This window comes from Sporosarcina sp. ANT_H38, from assembly GCF_008369195.1.
In the GTDB taxonomy this organism is placed as follows: Bacteria; Bacillota; Bacilli; order Bacillales_A; family Planococcaceae; genus Sporosarcina.
On the sequence record NZ_VOBC01000007.1, the window covers coordinates 1 to 17400 of the forward strand.

20 protein-coding genes and 1 rRNA gene are annotated in these 17400 nt (G+C 42.4%); 20 read left to right on the top strand and 1 reads right to left on the bottom strand.

The window, feature by feature from the left end:
* Window positions 1-11 precede the first annotated feature (11 nt).
* From rrf to rsmI, 11 genes are all read left to right on the top strand, one after another.
* A 5S ribosomal RNA gene (gene rrf, locus FQ087_RS21325) occupies window positions 12-127 on the top strand.
* 372 nt (window positions 128-499) lie between these two features.
* A complete protein-coding gene (locus FQ087_RS21330) occupies window positions 500-1948 on the top strand; it encodes an aminotransferase class I/II-fold pyridoxal phosphate-dependent enzyme (RefSeq protein WP_370456101.1) in 1449 nt (482 codons plus the stop codon).
* Between the two features lies 1 nt (window position 1949).
* Window positions 1950-2585 (top strand): dTMP kinase, encoded by a 636-nt coding sequence (gene tmk / locus FQ087_RS21335; RefSeq protein ID WP_149582624.1) that lies wholly within the window; start codon window positions 1950-1952, stop codon window positions 2583-2585.
* Between the two features lie 47 nt (window positions 2586-2632).
* Complete coding sequence (locus FQ087_RS21340; RefSeq protein ID WP_149582625.1) at window positions 2633-2962, top strand: cyclic-di-AMP receptor; 330 nt, start codon at window positions 2633-2635, stop codon at window positions 2960-2962.
* Window positions 2963-2981: 19 nt separating this feature from the next.
* Complete coding sequence (locus FQ087_RS21345; RefSeq protein ID WP_188006860.1) at window positions 2982-3422, top strand: YaaR family protein; 441 nt, start codon at window positions 2982-2984, stop codon at window positions 3420-3422.
* A 58-nt stretch (window positions 3423-3480) separates the two neighbouring features.
* Entirely contained in the window at window positions 3481-4488 is a 1008-nt protein-coding gene (holB, locus tag FQ087_RS21350; RefSeq protein WP_255452498.1) for a DNA polymerase III subunit delta', read from the top strand.
* Entirely contained in the window at window positions 4481-5308 is an 828-nt protein-coding gene (locus FQ087_RS21355; protein ID WP_149582626.1) for a PSP1 domain-containing protein, read from the top strand. The genes holB and FQ087_RS21355 overlap by 8 nt, the downstream gene beginning before the upstream one ends.
* Window positions 5309-5321: 13 nt before the next feature.
* Window positions 5322-5693: a DNA replication initiation control protein YabA gene (gene yabA / locus FQ087_RS21360; protein ID WP_149582627.1), complete on the top strand. Its 372-nt coding sequence runs from the start codon at window positions 5322-5324 to the stop codon at window positions 5691-5693.
* A gap of 184 nt (window positions 5694-5877) precedes the next feature.
* Window positions 5878-6630, top strand: a complete 753-nt coding sequence (locus FQ087_RS21365) for a tRNA1(Val) (adenine(37)-N6)-methyltransferase (protein WP_149582628.1) — start codon at window positions 5878-5880, stop codon at window positions 6628-6630.
* On the top strand, window positions 6614-6901 hold the full coding sequence (locus FQ087_RS21370; protein ID WP_149582629.1) for a GIY-YIG nuclease family protein: 288 nt from the start codon (window positions 6614-6616) through the stop codon (window positions 6899-6901). Before FQ087_RS21365 ends, FQ087_RS21370 begins: the two co-directional genes overlap by 17 nt.
* The gene (gene rsmI, locus FQ087_RS21375; RefSeq protein ID WP_149582630.1) at window positions 6879-7757 is read left to right on the top strand and encodes a 16S rRNA (cytidine(1402)-2'-O)-methyltransferase; all 879 of its coding nucleotides are present in this window, start codon (window positions 6879-6881) and stop codon (window positions 7755-7757) included. Before FQ087_RS21370 ends, rsmI begins: the two co-directional genes overlap by 23 nt.
* Window positions 7758-7822: 65 nt before the next feature.
* Here the strand turns inward: rsmI and FQ087_RS21380 are convergent, their stop codons facing one another.
* Window positions 7823-8101, bottom strand: a complete 279-nt coding sequence (locus tag FQ087_RS21380) for a transition state genes transcriptional regulator AbrB (RefSeq protein WP_149582631.1) — start codon at window positions 8099-8101, stop codon at window positions 7823-7825.
* Between the two features lie 279 nt (window positions 8102-8380).
* On the opposite strand from FQ087_RS21380, the gene metG reads away from it, so the two are divergent.
* From metG to purR, 9 genes are all read left to right on the top strand, one after another.
* Window positions 8381-10354 carry a methionine--tRNA ligase gene (gene metG, locus FQ087_RS21385; RefSeq protein WP_149582632.1) on the top strand — a complete coding sequence of 658 codons (1974 nt, stop codon included), beginning with the start codon at window positions 8381-8383 and terminating at the stop codon, window positions 10352-10354.
* Between the two features lie 458 nt (window positions 10355-10812).
* Complete coding sequence (locus FQ087_RS21390) at window positions 10813-11580, top strand: TatD family hydrolase (RefSeq protein ID WP_149582633.1); 768 nt, start codon at window positions 10813-10815, stop codon at window positions 11578-11580.
* A 134-nt stretch (window positions 11581-11714) separates the two neighbouring features.
* Window positions 11715-12944: a resuscitation-promoting factor gene (locus FQ087_RS21395; protein ID WP_149582634.1), complete on the top strand. Its 1230-nt coding sequence runs from the start codon at window positions 11715-11717 to the stop codon at window positions 12942-12944.
* A gap of 258 nt (window positions 12945-13202) precedes the next feature.
* Window positions 13203-13763 carry a ribonuclease M5 gene (gene rnmV, locus FQ087_RS21400; protein WP_149582635.1) on the top strand — a complete coding sequence of 187 codons (561 nt, stop codon included), beginning with the start codon at window positions 13203-13205 and terminating at the stop codon, window positions 13761-13763.
* Window positions 13756-14643 carry a 16S rRNA (adenine(1518)-N(6)/adenine(1519)-N(6))-dimethyltransferase RsmA gene (gene rsmA, locus FQ087_RS21405; protein ID WP_149582636.1) on the top strand — a complete coding sequence of 296 codons (888 nt, stop codon included), beginning with the start codon at window positions 13756-13758 and terminating at the stop codon, window positions 14641-14643. Before rnmV ends, rsmA begins: the two co-directional genes overlap by 8 nt.
* Window positions 14644-14795: 152 nt before the next feature.
* Complete coding sequence (gene veg, locus FQ087_RS21410) at window positions 14796-15062, top strand: biofilm formation stimulator Veg (RefSeq protein WP_149582637.1); 267 nt, start codon at window positions 14796-14798, stop codon at window positions 15060-15062.
* Window positions 15063-15195: 133 nt separating this feature from the next.
* Entirely contained in the window at window positions 15196-15381 is a 186-nt protein-coding gene (locus FQ087_RS21415; protein ID WP_149582638.1) for a small, acid-soluble spore protein, alpha/beta type, read from the top strand.
* Between the two features lie 269 nt (window positions 15382-15650).
* Complete coding sequence (ispE, locus tag FQ087_RS21420; RefSeq protein WP_149582639.1) at window positions 15651-16517, top strand: 4-(cytidine 5'-diphospho)-2-C-methyl-D-erythritol kinase; 867 nt, start codon at window positions 15651-15653, stop codon at window positions 16515-16517.
* 55 nt (window positions 16518-16572) lie between these two features.
* Entirely contained in the window at window positions 16573-17400 is an 828-nt protein-coding gene (gene purR, locus FQ087_RS21425; RefSeq protein ID WP_149582640.1) for a pur operon repressor, read from the top strand.

Here is a 17400-nt window from a genome sequence, read left to right on the forward strand (position 1 = left end):
AGCTCAAAGAGTCTGGTGACGATTGCGAAGAGGTCACACCCGTTCCCATCCCGAACACGGAAGTTAAGCTCTTCAGCGCCGATGGTAGTTGGGGGTTTCCCCCTGCAAGAGTAGGACGTCGCCGGGCACCATGGTTAATACAAAACGAGAGGATTCCTTAGAATCCTCTCGTTTTGCGTTATCTACTAATTTTTTTTAGAAATTAAAATGTTATTGTATCAAAAATACGTATTCGAAAAAATGAAGTCATTACCGTCTGGTGGGTAATGATTTTTTCTTATATTTGATTAAACATAAGAAGAGGGCCAAGCATAGAAGAGAGATGTGATTGGTCGAACAAGTTATGTGACCGGTCTGGAGAGAGATATGATTGGTCCGAGTAGCGATATAATTGGTTGAACAAGTTATGTGGTTGCCTAGACAATCAAATTTACAGTCCGTGTCACATTTAAGCTTAATGTAGAGCGAATGTCGTTTATAATAGAAGGAAGAAAAGGAAGTGCGATTTATAATGAAAGATGTTAATCGGCCACTTATTGCAGCGTTAATCAAATTCAAAGAAGCAAATCCAATTTCATTCCATGTGCCAGGACATAAGGGTGGAATACTTTCTGGATTACCGACTGAATTACAGACGGCTCTTCAATACGATTTTACTGAGTTAGCGGGTCTTGACGATCTTCATGAGCCAAGTGGTGTAATTGAAGAGGCGCAGCAGAAGCTGTCATCACTCTATGGTTCGGATCGGAGCTTCTTCCTTGTGAATGGGTCAACGGTAGGGAATTTAGCAATGGTTTATGCGACGTGCCGTGCTGGTGAAACGGTTATTGTTCAGCGTAATGCACATAAATCGATTTTCCATGCGATTGAGCTAACTGGTGCTAGGCCGGTATTCGTGTCTCCGGTTTGGGATCAGATTACTAAGACAGCCGGGCATGTGACCGTCGCTCAAGTTGGCGAGGCACTCGAGGCTTATCCTGATGCGAAGGCTGTCATTCTTACATATCCGACCTATTACGGTCTAACAGGTACCGAGTTGGAAAAAATCATTAGGTTTTGTCATACGTATGAAGTTCCGGTCTTGGTTGACGAGGCACACGGTGCGCATTTTGTTGTAGGAGAACCGTTTCCTCGTTCAGCATTGGAGATGGGGGCAGATGTGGTTGTACATTCAGCACATAAAACGTTGCCCGCAATGACGATGGCTTCTTTTTTACATATCCGCTCAGATTTCATAGCTGTAGAAAAAGTCGCCCATTATTTAGGGATGTTACAGTCCAGCAGTCCGTCTTATTTGTTGATGGCTTCGCTTGACGATGCACGAGCTTATGCAGAGTTTTATAATGGAGAAGATATAAAGAGTTTCATGGGACAGCGTATGGATTTCATCAAACGGCTTGGGATAATTCCTGGGCTTCAAACGATTGTAACGGATGATCCGTTAAAGCTCATTTTGCGTATTGAAGGTTTTACAGGTTTTGATATACAAAAAAAGCTGGAAGCGGAAGGTATATATGGCGAAATTGCAGATCCCTATCAAGTGTTATTCGTGTTACCGTTACTAAAAGTCGGAACGACCTATCCGTTCGATGAAATTTGCGAGAAAATAAAAATTGCGGTTGCTTGTTTGGATGGATTGGACAGGATAGTAAATCTAGGAGAAATACCATCACTTGAGGAGGGACTTTCCCGTCTCGCTTACACGTTCGAGGAAGTGGCGAACATGGAGGTGGAGTGGATTCCATATGTAGAGTCCGTGGGCCGTGTCGCGGCTGCTTCAATTATTCCATATCCGCCGGGTATTCCGCTTTTAATGGCGGGAGAAATTGTAAAGGATGAGCATATTCAAACTCTCGGAAAGTTGCTCCAAATGGGGGCGAAATTACAGGGTGCCATTCGAATTAATGAAAAACAGATAGTAGTAGTAAAGAATAGAGTGGAGGAATAATATGTTACAGAAAGGTGTATTCATCACATTTGAAGGACCTGAAGGGGCTGGAAAGACAACAGTTATCAAAGAGTTATATAAACGTATGGAAGAAGAAGGATTAAAGGTTATTCTTACGCGGGAACCGGGTGGAATCCGCATTGCGGAGAAAATTCGTGAAGTTATCCTCGACAATGATCATCAGGAAATGGATGCGAAGACAGAAGCGCTTCTCTACGCCGCTGCAAGAAGGCAGCATCTCGTTGAAAGAGTTGTCCCTGCACTTCAGGAAGGAATGATTGTCTTATGTGATCGTTTCATTGACAGCTCATTAGCCTATCAAGGGCATGCGCGTGGACTTGGAATTGATGAGGTTCTATCAATTAATAAGTTTGCTATCAGCGAGACGATGCCAGACTTGACGGTGTTTTTTGATATCAAGCCGGAAGTGGGACTTGCACGAATTGCGGCCAATGACAAACGTGAAGAAAATCGGCTAGATAATGAAAGTATCCATTTTCATCAAAATGTTTATGTGGGGTATCAAGAGCTCATCCGTCGTTACCCAGAACGGATTCAATCAACGGATGCTTCGCTCTCTAAAGAGCAAGTAACGGAAAATGTTTGGAAAATCATATGCTCCCAACTCATTAAATAGTCAGATTCATGATATAATAGTTGGAAAGCGGAAAAGGGGAGATCATCGTGAAATTGATTGTGGCAGTTGTACAGGATCAAGATAGTAACCGGTTATCTACAGCTTTAACCAAAGGCGACTTCCGAGCGACGAAATTGGCCAGTACGGGAGGATTTTTAAGGTCGGGAAATACGACGTTTCTGATTGGTACCGATGACGCACTCGTTCCGAAGGCGCTTGAACTCATCCGGGAAAATTGCCGTTCAAGAGATCAAATGGTAGCTCCTGTTTCTCCGATGGGTGGAAATGCAGATTCTTATATTCCGTACCCAGTTGAGGTCGAGGTTGGCGGCGCCACAGTATTCGTCCTTCCAATTGAACATTTTCATCATTTTTAATGGCTAGAGGTGAATCTAATTGAAAGTCAATAGTGACTACCGGTCAGGTCTAGACAAGATGAGGAACGATCCTTTACATTCATCTCAAGGAGGAGCGCGATTCGGCCAAATGGTAGTCAAACAAGAGCAGCGCCTCCAAGGTGAGCAGGTTACTAAGCTTCTAGGTGATATTTCATCGGCCGGTGACAGAATTGCCCGTTCACGCAATTTACGCGACATGGCTAAATATAAAATGCTGATTCGACGTTTTCTGAAAGAAGCCGTTGAATCCGGAATGGGACTTAAGCAGTCTCATTCGTGGAACCGTTTCGGTGAGGGCCGTCGGTTGAAAATTGTCGAAACGATAGACGAGAGGCTTATAGAATTGGCTGAAGACTTGTTAAATGAAGAAAAAACGTCTGTAGATCTACTAGCCAAAATTGGTGAGATTAAAGGGCTTCTTATTAATCTATACATGTAATTCCGTGTTTTCTGTCGTTTGAGAAACGCGGTTTTTTTGAACACGGGGGTGTACAATTATGCAAAGCGAAATGGAAAACCGACTAGTAAAAGAGCAGAAAATAGTAACTGAACGACTAAGTTCTTCCTATAAAAATGGACGGATTGGACATGCCTATATATTTGATGGTGAACGCGGAACGGGAAAAGAGGCAGTTGCATTCTTTTTTGCGAAACTCTTGCTTTGTGTTAGCCCTGAAAATTCTGTTCCATGTGAAACATGTCATTCCTGTCGACGGGTGACATCTAGTAATCATCCAAATGTAACGCTTATTCGACCAGATGGGCAGGATATAAGGAAAGAGCAGATGTCCAATCTTGTTTATAGCATGACAAAAAAGGGCTACGAGGTAGGTAGGAAAATATATATTATTTCCAGGGCAGATCGGATGAATGTGGCTGCGGCGAATACGCTGCTCAAGTTTCTTGAAGAACCTGAAGGCGATGTAACGGCAATTCTTTTAACAGATTCTTATCAATCGATTTTACCGACTATCCAATCGCGATGTCAGCGGCTAACTTTTCTTCCGCCATCTAGAGATATGATGATTAATAAGCTGGTCGAAAAGGGTATTACACCTTCAATGGCGGCGACTGTTACGATGGTTACAGCCAATCTAGATGAAGCTTTTCGGCTTGCCGGGGATGATCAATTTGCACACATGCGAAAAACAGTGTTAAAATTGGTTGAAGCATCGGATAAACATGTCCATGAAGCGTTATTATTCATCCAATCAGAATGGGCCCCTTTATTTAAAGAGAAGGAAGAGACTGAGAGTGGACTTGACTTACTGCTATATGCTTACAGAGATGTAGTAGCGTCTAAAGCTGGTTTGCAGTCAATAGCAGCATTTCCTGATCAGCAAGAACTATTTAGAGGTCTTTCGATGAAGATGACATACAGCCAGTTGTCCGCTAATATGGAGGCAATATTGCAGTCGAAAAAACAACTGCACGGCAATATGAATCGCACGCTTTTAATGGAACAATTGGTGCTCAGCATGCAGGAGGGGTTACTTGTTGTATAAAGTTGTAGGTGTCCGTTTTAAAAAAGCGGGTAAAATATATTATTTCGATCCACTAGATTACACGTTAGACGAAGGTGATTATGTCATCGTTGAAACAGCACGTGGGATTGAATACGGTAAGGTTACTGGTAAGGTTAAAGAAGTCGGTGAAAATGATGTTGTCTTGCCACTTAAGAAAATCATTCGTCCAGCGCAAACGGAGGACCTCGAAAAAGTAGAGGAGAATCGTCTTGAGGCTGAACGGGCTTTTAGTACAGGCGTAGAAAAGATTATAGAACATGCGTTAGAGATGAAGCTTGTGGATGTCGAGTATACATTCGATCGAAATAAGATTGTCTTTTACTTCACGGCTGAAGGTCGTGTCGATTTCCGGAACCTCGTCAAAGATCTTGCTTCAATATTCCGGACGCGTATTGAACTTAGACAAATCGGTGTACGTGATGAGGCGAAAATGCTTGGAGGCATTGGTCCATGTGGTCGAATGCTTTGCTGTTCGACATTCCTCGGTGACTTTGAACCAGTTTCGATAAAAATGGCAAAAGATCAGAACTTATCACTTAATCCTTCCAAAATATCAGGTTTGTGCGGACGTCTTATGTGTTGCTTGAAATACGAGAACGACGATTACGAAGAGGCGAAGGCGCTTATGCCAGACATAGGAACGCGTGTCCAAACACCTGAAGGACCCGGAAAAGTAGTCGGTCTCAATTTACTTGAACGTCTTCTTCAAGTAAGTATGGCTGAGCAGGATTTGGTATTGGAGTATACGTTGGAAGAAATCATGGAACAACAAAAAAATATGGCCCAATTGATGAAATAATGAGGTGGGATAGTTGAAAGAAAAGAGTTTTCTGGATAGGGTTATGGAATTCGAGCAAGAACTCGAATCTATGCAAAAGCAATTCCGCGAACTGATTGGATTCGTCGCGCAGATGACGGAAGAGAACCATTCGCTTCAACTCGAAAACCATCATTTGCGCAAGCGGCTTGAAGAAATGAACAAACAAATTAATGAGCAAACACAGACAATTACCACGAGGCAACATCGGGTAAAAACGAATAAAATAGACGTTGGAGAAGGCGTTGATAATTTAGCTCGCCTGTATAACGAAGGGTTTCACGTCTGTAATGTCCATTACGGTGGTATTCGTAAAGGGGAAGATTGTCTGTTTTGTCTTTCTTTTTTAAATAAACAAAACGTGTAAAGCGAGCCGATCCTATTGCAACGTAGGCATCGGCTTTTCTGTTGTTGTACAGGCTTAGGCCCACAGGGGTCGGTCAGGCATAAGTCTTATCGGAGAGCTACAAATTGTAGGCCCACTCGTGCCGAACCTAGGTTGCGTTTTTTAATTCGACGTCTTACGCATTTCTATTATGGAGGAAAGTACTATGGATGAAATTTTAAAAGATGATGAACGGCTTGATTATTTATTGGCGGAAAGTCTGCGGATTATACAGAGTCCGTCTGTATTTTCATTTTCACTGGATGCTGTATTACTTGCAAGATTTGCTTACGTCCCACTACAACGCTCTGGGAAAATTGTAGATATATGTGCAGGTAACGGCGCAATTCCACTGTTTTTAAGCGCTAGAACGAACGCTACCATTATTGCCATTGAATTACAGGAACGGCTTGCAAATATGGCGGAAAGAAGCGTCCTATATAATGGGTTGGAAGATAGGATTCAAATCATTAATGATGATGTCATTGGCATTGCAGCGAAAATCGGCTATGAAAAATACGATACGGTAACATGTAACCCTCCCTATTTCCCCGCGCATGAGGCAAGCGAAAAAAACTTATCGGAGCATTTGGCAATTGCCAGGCATGAAATCCATCTAACGCTTGAGCAAGCGATCCAGTCAGCAAGTGAATTGTTAAAGCAAGGTGGCAAAGCGGCATTTGTCCACCGGCCTGGACGTTTGCTCGATATTGTTACCGCGATGCGAGCGAATCGGCTTGAGCCGAAACGAATTCAGTTCATTTATCCGAAAGAGGGCAAAGAAGCGAACACATTACTCATCGAGGCGATTAAAGATGGCAAGCCGGATTTGAAAGTACTACCTCCTCTCTATGTGTACGGAGCTGATAATGAATACACAGAAGAAGTGAGGCTCCTCCTTTATGGACAAAACGGGTGACCATTTTTTTTATGTATTAGAATGCAAGGATGGATCCTACTACGCTGGTTACACGAACAATTTAGAAAAGCGTATTCATGTACATAATGAAGGGAAGGGCGCTAAATATACACGTGCAAAGCGGCCTGTACACTATATTTACCATGAATGCTTTGAAACGAAACGTGAAGCCATGCAGGCAGAATATCAATTCAAAAAACTGAAGAGAAATGCGAAAGAGATTTATATTAGAAAGAGGCGAGACGTGGATGAAGTCACAAAAAAGTGCTGAACCGGGCGGCGGAAAACTGTTTCTAGTGGGGACACCAATCGGCAATCTTGAAGATATGACATACCGAGCAATTCGTATCTTGAAAGAGGTCGATATGATTGCGGCAGAAGACACACGAAATACAATCAGGTTATGTAACCATTTTGAAATTAAGACACCGTTAACGAGTTACCATGAACATAATATTGAAATTGGCGGCGAAAAGATATTGGCTATGCTGGCGGATGGAAAGTCGGTTGCCCTCGTGAGTGATGCAGGTATGCCGTGTATCTCTGATCCTGGAGCGGACATTGTATCCAAAGCAATTGTTGCAGGGTTTGACGTGGTTCCTGTCCCGGGAGCAAATGCAGCAATCAGCGCACTAGTCGCATCTGGGTTAGTACCGCAGCCATTTATGTTTTTTGGTTTTCTATCGCGCCAGAAGAAGGCTCGGAATATTCAATTAGACGATTTAAAACAACGGGAAGAGACGATCATTTTGTATGAGGCGCCTCACAGGCTAAAGGAAACCTTACGTGCGTTACAGACGAGCTTCGGCGGTACTCGCTCGATCGTTCTTGCAAGAGAATTGACAAAACGTTTTGAGGAATTTCTTCGTGGCACGCTTGAAGAAGCTGTTTTATGGGCAGAATCAAACGAAATACGTGGGGAGTTCTGCATTGTTATCGAAGGTAGTGACGGAGTTGTTGTAGAAGAGCAGCAGGAGTGGTGGAGCGACTTAGAAATCCATGACCATGTGACAGAATTGATGGAAAGAAAAAGTCTTCGTTCAAAAGAGGCGATTCGAGAAGTTGCAAATGCCCGTGGGTTGAGCAGGCGCGACGTTTATAAAGAATTTCATGTTGAAGATGAATGAGCAATAGTTTTTATGCAAAAAAAAATCCAGAACGGATAACCGGTCTGGATAATTATATTATTAAATTACTTTTGCAAGCTCTCTTCAATTTCTTTGATGAGTTGTTTTGCGCCTTCTGGGCTCAAAATTAACTTACCATCGATAAGACTTAAGTTGTCGTCAGACACATCGCCCGTAATTGAGCATGTCATATTCGGCATATATTTCTTCAAGATGATTTTATCTTCATCAACGTAAATTTCCAAAGCATCTTTCTGTGCAATTCCTAGAGTACGGCGTAACTCGATTGGAATTACTACACGTCCAAGTTCATCTACTTTTCTTACAATACCAGTTGATTTCATTACATTAACTCCTTTCAATACAATTAGTTTCGTCAAAATTCGACAAAATTCTCTTAACAACTTTCATCATACCAAGTCTTCCAATTAACGTCAATGCTACGCGCTTAAAACTATGATAAAAATAGTAGTTATTTTATAAAAAAACGTCTAATTTCGACAAGAATAGACTAATAGATACAGAAATAGCAATGGAGCTAGCTATTATGAGGAATTTCATTGTATCGTCAGTATGCTTTAGATAGAATAGATAGTACATACTTATACACTGGAGGAATATTCATGACTGAACAGAATAAAACTTTTTATATTACAACACCCATTTATTATCCAAGTGGGAAGTTTCATATTGGCACCGCATATACAACTGTGGCCTCTGATGCGATGGCTCGTTATAAAAGATTGCGCGGATATGATGTCCGTTTCCTAACAGGAATGGATGAACACGGTCAAAAGATACAAGAGAAAGCGCAAGAAGCTGGACTACCGCCGCAGGAATTTGTAGACGGTATTGCAGAGACGGCGAAAAAGGTATGGAATACAATGGACATTTCATATGACGACTTCATCCGTACGACAGAAGAGCGTCATAAAGTGGTTGTTGAAAAGATTTTTAAGACATTCCTTGATAACGGTGATATTTATAAAGGTGAGTACGAAGGATGGTATTGCCTGCCTTGTGAAACGTATTACACTGAAGGCCAGCTTGAGGATGGTAACTGTCCCGATTGCGGACGTCCGGTCCAAAGAGTGAAAGAAGAGTCGTATTTCTTCAATATGAAGAAGTATGCGGATAGACTATTGAAGTTTTACGAAGATAATCCAAAGTTTATCGAACCGGAATCGCGTAAAAATGAGATGATTAATAACTTTATCAAGCCAGGGCTTGAAGACTTATCTGTTTCTCGTATGTCATTTGATTGGGGCATAAAAGTGCCTGGGGATCTGAAGCATGTCATTTATGTCTGGGTCGATGCTTTGACAAATTACATCACAGCGCTTGGTTACCAGTCAGATGACGATTCACTATTCAAAAAGTATTGGCCGGCGGATGTCCACGTTGTTGGGAAAGATATCGTTCGCTTCCATACCATTTATTGGCCAATTTTCTTAATGGCACTAGATTTGCCGTTGCCGAAGAAAGTATTTGCGCACGGCTTCATCATGATGAAAGACGGGAAAATGTCGAAATCTAAAGGCAACGTCGTCTATCCTGAAATGCTTGTTGAGCGCTACGGACTTGATGCGACACGTTATTTCCTTCTTCGTGAATTACCATTCGGGCAAGACGGTGTATTCTCACCCGAATCCTTTGTGGAGCGGACAAATTATGACCTTGCAAATGATCTAGGGAATCTATTGAATCGATCTGTTTCAATGATCAATAAATATTTCGACGGAGAAATTCCGACACAAGATATTATCGCAACCGACTTCGATGACAGCCTGAAGGATTTCATGACAACTACAGTAGAGAAATACGAAGCTTCGATGGAGAAGATGCAGTTTAGCGCTGTCCTTGGGGATTTGTGGGCTCTTATATCGCGGACCAACAAATACATCGACGAGACGTCTCCGTGGGTATTGGCGAAGGATGAAGCGGATAAAGGGAAACTGGCGTCTGTTATGACACATCTTGCAATTTCACTCCGTCACATTGCTGTATTATTGCAACCGTTCATGACAGAGGCACCTAAACAGATCATGACGCAACTGGGTCTGGATGAAAAACTGCTTGCATGGGATACGCTAGGTAATTTTAGCGCCATTCCAACGGGCACAAAAGTTGTAGAAAAAGGTGTTCCAATCTTCCCACGCCTGGATGCGGACGTTGAAGTCGTTTATATCCGTGATCAGATGGCTATTACTGCACCTACTGAAAATGCGCCTGCTAAGCAACCTGCAAAAGTGGAGGTTGAAGAGGCAGTAGCGACCGAGATTTCAATCGATGATTTCCTGAAAGTGGATTTACGTGTTGCGACAGTAACTGCATGTGAAAGAATTCCGAAAGCAGACAAATTGCTCAAGCTCCAAGTTGATATGGGCTATGAACAGCGACAAATTGTATCAGGTATCGCGGAACATTACGAACCCGAGGCACTTGTCGGACAGAAAGTAATTGTTGTTGCCAACTTGAAACCTGTAAAACTACGCGGCGAACTATCTCAAGGCATGATTTTAGCTGGGAAGTCGGATGGTATTTTGAAACTCGCAACAGTTGATCCGTCACTTGAAAATGGTGCACAAGTTAAATAATAATAGAAACGGCGTCCCTCGCGGAAACGTCGTTTTTCTTTTCATAAATGTATTATTAATTTGTAAACTATCACGTCTTTTGATTTACCGAAAATAACCAGTAAATAACTTAATCTCCCGGGCAACTACTGGTATAGTTGCGCTTTGGGATCGCTTTGGAATGAATGACTTTTAGGACGATTACCGAGATGTCTGGATGTGTAGGGATGCGACTTTGTCGCATCCCTACACACTGCTTTCGATAATCGTACGGTTGTCATTCATCAGTCGCGCTCCAAATGCATAAGAAGAGGTAGCCGAAGCCATAAGAATAATAGCTTAGCGGCCAGGATTACGGCAGGAGGTATCCCCTAAGCGCTGAAGCAGATTTGAAGAGAATATTTATATCAGCATATATAGTATGTGATAGAAGTAATAATCTGTTCGATTAAAATAATACGATAGTGAGGAGAAAAAAGATGTATATAGATACACACGTTCATTTAAATGCAGATCAGTATGAAGAAGATGTAGATGAAGTGATTCAACGCGCCCAGGAGGCCGGCGTTGAAAAGATGGTGGTCATCGGATTTGATCGCAAGACAATTTTAAGGGCAATGGAACTGACTGATCAGCATGCGTTCATCTATGCAGTCGTAGGCTGGCACCCGGTAGATGCAATCGATTGTACCGAAGAAGATTTAAAATGGATAGAAACGCTTGCTGCGCATCCTAAAGTGGTCGGCATCGGTGAAATTGGTCTGGATTATCATTGGGAAAAGTCACCGAAAGATACCCAACAAGAGTTGTTTAGAAAGCAGATTAGGCTGGCGCAGAAAGTTAAACTTCCAATCATTATTCATAACCGGGATGCGACTGCGGATGTCGTTCGTATCTTGAAAGAAGAGGAAGCTGAAAAAACAGGCGGAATTATGCATTGTTTTGGTGGAAGTGTCGAAACGGCAAATGAATGCATAAATATGAATTTCATGATTTCGCTTGGTGGACCTGTTACATTTAAAAATGCCAAGACTCCAAAAGAAGTTGCAACGGAAATTTCATTAGATCATTTGTTAATCGAAACTGATGCGCCTTATCTAGCACCTCATCCGTACCGTGGAAAACGCAATGAACCGGCTTGGGTGACGCTTGTTGCAGAAGAAATTGCAAGACTAAAAGACGTCCCAGTTGAAGAAGTGGCAAAAAAAACTACGGCAAATGCCTTGAGAATTTTCAATATAACATGATTAGAATGTTAGGAAGATTTACATACTTTACGTATAGAAATCTTTCTCATTCTATTGTGAATAATAACTGATAAGGTTGACATGATGAAGAGTACCCTTTATAATCAGCCGAGTGATGAAGGAGGAGTTTTTTCGTGTCAAAAAATACCATGAAAAACCTGTTCTATAAGTCATTGAGGAGTAAAAAAGTAGTGATTACCGTAGTTTCGCTAACACTATTTGTTACTGTTATTTCACTTGTTCTCTTGGAGGGAACAAAAAAATCGATCACGTTGAACGTGGACGGTCAAGAACTTAACATTAAGACGCACGCACATACAGTTGGTAACCTACTTTCCGAACAGGGAATTGAAGTTACCAAACATGACCTAGTAATACCCTCAGTGAATACACCTATCGAAGACGATTTATCGGTCAGGTGGGAACAGTCGAAACAAGTCGAAATAAAGGTCGATCAGGATATCACATCCACATGGACGACAGATGATAAGGTTGAAGATGTACTGGCCGCAGCTGGTATTAAAGTTACCGAATACGACGAAGTAAGCCCGGAGCTTGATGAACAGCTAGGGGAAGACAAAAGCATTACCGTTAAAAAAGCGTTCGAAGTAACGTTGAATGACGGAGGAGAAATGAAGAAGGTCCGATCAACTTCGACTACGGTCGCTGACTTTTTAAAGAGAGAGAACATTCATTTGAATGCTGACGATCGCCTGAATAGAAAGGCAGATGGATTCCTGAAGCCCGGTTCTATAGTGGAAGTCGTACGAGTGGAAAAGGTCACCGATGTAGTGGAAGAACCGGCAAACTTTGCAGTTGAAACACGCAATGATTCATCTTTGTTGAAGGGACGTAAAAAAATCGTTCAGGCAGGAAAGAAAGGAACAGTTTCACGGAAGTTTGAAATTGTGAAAGAAGATGGGAAAGAAGTTTCCCGCAAGCTGCTAGAAGAGAAGTCAATTAAAGAACCGCAAACGAAAATCGTTGCAATCGGTTCGAAAGTTATGGTTGCAAGTGCATCAAAAACTATGTCTAATTCGAAAACTGTATCACGTAATGATTCAGCGGCAGAGGGCAAAGAATTTTACGTAACTGCCACTGCCTATACAGCGTATTGTAATGGCTGTTCTGGAATTACGCGTACAGGTATCAATTTACGTGCAAACCCCAACTTGAAAGTAATTGCAGTAGACCCGAGTCTTATCCCGCTCGGTTCTAAAGTGTGGGTTGAAGGATACGGCTACGCAGTTGCAGGAGATACAGGCGGTGCGATCAAAGGCAAGAAGATTGATCTTCACGTTCCGACGGAAAAGGATGCTTATAAATTTGGCAGACGCCAAGTGAAGATTAAAATCATCGATTGACACATACATCCGTAGAACTGTAATTGGTTCTGCGGATTATTGCGTTATAGCTTGCTTCTGCTAAAGCAAGCTATAACGCAATAAGGAGGGAGGCAGCTCAATCCCTCCCCGTTGTATACCTACATCGCGTGGGCATGCAAGCGCAATTCGAAATTTGGACGCAATTACGCTGAGGCGTAATTGATCACCTACCTTTCTGTACATCCGCTTGCGGGCAGAGTAGAATTAGGGGAATAACGCAACGGAATGAGGATTTTTGTGAACATTAAAGAAATAATTGTTGTTGAAGGCAAATCTGATACAGTTGCCGTAAAACGGGCAGCGGGTGCAGATACGATTGAAACGAACGGTTCTGCAATTGATGAATTGACACTCACGCGTATTCGTCATGCACAGGAAACGCGAGGCGTCATCGTATTCACAGATCCCGACTTTCCGGGGAGAAGAATACGTGCCATTATTGAAGAGCATATTCCGGGCGTTAAACATGCATTTCTTGAAAAGAAGTTAACGATTGCTAAAAACGGGTCGGGGCTTGGGATAGAGCATGCACATGATGAGCATATACGGTCGGCCCTTCGCTCGGTTTATACAGTGGACGACCAGCCAGTTGTTGATATTCCGCTCGCGGATTTGATGACAGCTAGGCTTATCGGCCATCCCGATGCGAAAAGGCGGCGGGAGCGCTTAAGTGAGTTGTTGCAAATCGGTCAAGTGAATGGCAAAGGACTAAAGAAACGACTGGAAATGTTCCGAATTGGTTATGATCGATTGGGAGAAGTATTAAAAGTTCTAGACGAGGAGGAAAAAAATGTATAAAGATATCGCGACTCCGGTCAGAACCAAAGAAATTCTCGTTAAACACGGTTTTTCGCTCAAAAAGAGTCTTGGTCAAAATTTCTTGATTGACCCCAATATTTTACGCAATATTATTTCACAAGCAGGCTTGACTGAAAAAACAGGTGTAATTGAAATTGGACCAGGAATCGGTGCACTAACAGAACATATTGCAAGAAGCGCGGGAAAAGTAGTCGCTTTTGAAATTGACGGCCGTCTCCTTCCTGTTTTGGAAGATACCTTGTCACCATACGATAATGTGACAATCGTTCACCAGGACATACTTGAAACGGATCTTCTACAAGTTATGAAGGATCACTTTGAGGATTATGAGGATGTCGTCGTAGTCGCAAACCTGCCTTATTATGTGACAACACCAATCATCATGAAATTCCTACTTGGAAAAGTTCCGATATCAGGCATGGTAATTATGATGCAAAAAGAAGTAGCAGATCGCATTACAGCTGTACCAGGGACAAAGGCATACGGTTCACTGTCTATTGCCATCCAATACTATATGGATGCGGAAGTGGCGATGATTGTACCGAGGACGGTATTCATGCCACCACCAAATGTCGAGTCGGCTGTTTTACATTTGACAAGAAAAGAAACTGCGCCTGCAAAAGTAATCGATGAAGACTTTATGTTCGTGGTCTCTAGGGGTTCATTCGTACAGCGTAGGAAGACAATCTTGAATAACTTGCAATCATCCCTACCTGAGGGCAAATTAAAAAAAGAACAGATATTGAAGGCTTTCGAAAAAATCGGCATGGATCCTGGCAGACGCGGGGAAACATTGTCTATAGAAGAATTTGCAAGTCTGTCAAATGCCTTGTATGAAGACTTTTATAAAGGTAAGTAAAAATCGTTAAATTAGAACACTTTTTCTTAGAAAAACACCAATTTTAGTAATAAAAAGATTGACAAAGTAGACAAGCAATTGTTAAAATGAAGATTTTAATTGACAGAACTTTTTAAAAGTGTTATGCTTATACTTAGTGAGGTGTAAGCGACGTGCCAAAAACATTAGCGGACATTAAGAAGTCATTGGATTCACATCTGGGCAAACGTTTGCATTTAAAAGCGAACGGCGGTCGGAAGAAGACGATTGAGAGAGCTGGAGTATTGCGAGAAACTTATCGTGCAGTATTTGTAGTTGAACTTGACCAAGATGAAAATGCGTTTGAAAGAGTATCTTACAGCTACGCAGATATTTTAACCGAAGCGGTTGAAATAACAATTCTCGACGGTGTAGATCCTACTGTATTTATTGTCAAATGATTACACCATTTATGATTTAATTCATTTCTTTAATACACCTATGCAAGCATTCTGAAAATGAATGTCTTGTGCTGGGTGTTTTTTTTATTTTTTAGTTCATACTATGTTCGTCAGCCAAAAGGAGGAAAACCGAATGGCGAGAAAACGTGGCATAATGTCTGAGAGCTTGAAGGAAGAAATTGCGAAAGAGCTTGGATTTTATGATGTTGTGGAGCGAGAAGGTTGGGGCGGCATTAAATCACGCGACGCGGGTAATATGGTGAAGCGGGCAATTGAGATGGCCGAAGAAGGAGTAGCACAAAAGAAAACGCAGCTATGAATTTACCCTATATCCAACTAAAAGGCTGACAAAAGAAGAGCTGAATGCGGAGTCGTCAAGACATCCGGGTCCAGCTCTTTTTAATTTCAGATACCAGGCAATTATATAATGCTCATTTTTTGTGTGTAAATGATCGGTAGAGTGGTGTTTTTGGTCGGAAATTGAGACTTTCTGAAATCAATTACCTCATTATCATCATTTCACGACGCAAATATTTCACCCTATGTTAAAATAGGGGGACACAGATAAGCTGGAATGGAGGGAGCCGGATGCTTTATGAAAAGGCACCAGCAAAAATCAATTTAACACTCGATGTACTACATAAGCGCAAGGATGGTTTTCATGAAGTTGAAATGATTATGACTACGGTCGATTTAGCGGACAGAATCTGGCTTCGCCCGACAGATAATGGAAAAATAAAAATCAAAGCGTCAGAACGGCATGTACCCAATGATCGGAAGAACTTGGCTTATCAAGCAGCTGAACTATTACAAGTCGAATGCGGTATTACAAGTGGAGTTGAGATTACGCTTGAAAAAAGTATCCCCGTAGCTGCGGGACTCGCAGGCGGAAGTTCTGATGCTGCTGCTACACTGCGGGGCTTGAACAGGCTATGGGATTTGAAATTAAGTGTCAAAGAACTTGCGAAACTTGGAGCGCGGATTGGCTCGGATGTTTCATTTTGTGTGCACGGCGGAACAGCACTTGCGACAGGGCGCGGGGAAATAATTGAAATCCTACCCGCTCCACCAAATTGTTGGGTCATTCTCGCTAAACCGGCCATTTCGGTTTCAACAGGAGATATATACGGTAATCTGGATTTATCTACGATTAATCATATTGATACGGCTCGGATGGTCGAAGCATTAAGAGCGGGAGATTACGATGGTATGTGCAAATCAGTCGGGAACGTTCTAGAAACTGTTACGATGAACCTCCATCCACAAGTCGTCGTTCTGAAAGAGCAGATGAAAAAGTTTGGTGCAGATGCCGTATTGATGAGTGGTAGCGGTCCGACGGTTTTTGGTCTCGTTAAACATGAATCCAGAGTGCCGCGAATTTATAACGGGCTGAAAGGGTTCTGTCCTGAAGTATATGCGGTCAGAATGGTAGGCGGGCATACATTTCTTGATTAAACACGTACAATTGTGGTAATGTACATTAAAATATTCGGGTTTGGGAGATGGTACCATGAAGTGGAAAAGGAGCGAGCGGCTGGTTGATATGACTTGTCAATTGTTGGAATCTCCACATGAACTCATTCCACTAACCTTCTTTTCCGAACGTTACCAAGCGGCAAAGTCCTCGATTAGCGAAGATTTGACGATTGTAAAAGAAACGTTTGAGGAAAAAGGTACAGGGAAATTGGTGACGGTTTCCGGAGCAGCGGGGGGAGTGAAGTTCATCCCTAAGATGGCAGAAACTGATGTTCGTGAAGTAATGTCTCTTCTGATGGAGGAACTTGGTCATTCCGATAGGCTGCTACCAGGTGGTTATTTGTTCATGACGGATCTTCTCGGCAATTCTCGCATTATGGATCGCGTAGGTAAAGTATTTGCTTCTGCGTACGCAGCGACTGACATTGATGTGATTATGACTGTAGCGACGAAGGGAATTCCGATTGCACATTCAATTGCTCGTCATTTGAATGTCCCTGTGGTTGTCGTTCGCCGTGATAGCAAGGTGACCGAAGGACCGACAGTTAGCATCAACTACGTATCCGGATCAACCAGGCGTATTCAAACAATGGTATTATCTAAGAGGAGCATGCAAAGCGGACTCAAAGTCCTCATTACAGATGATTTCATGAAGGCAGGCGGTACAATGCTTGGGATGAAAAGTCTTCTGGAAGAGTTCGGCTGTGAACTGGCAGGTATAGCCGTTTTAGTAGAATCCGATCATGCTGAAGAGGTTCTGGTCGATAACTACCTATCTCTCGTTAAGCTCCGTGCAGTAAATGAGAAGAACCGTACCATCGAGTTAGAAGAAGGAAACTATTTTGCGGAAGGTGGAAAATGA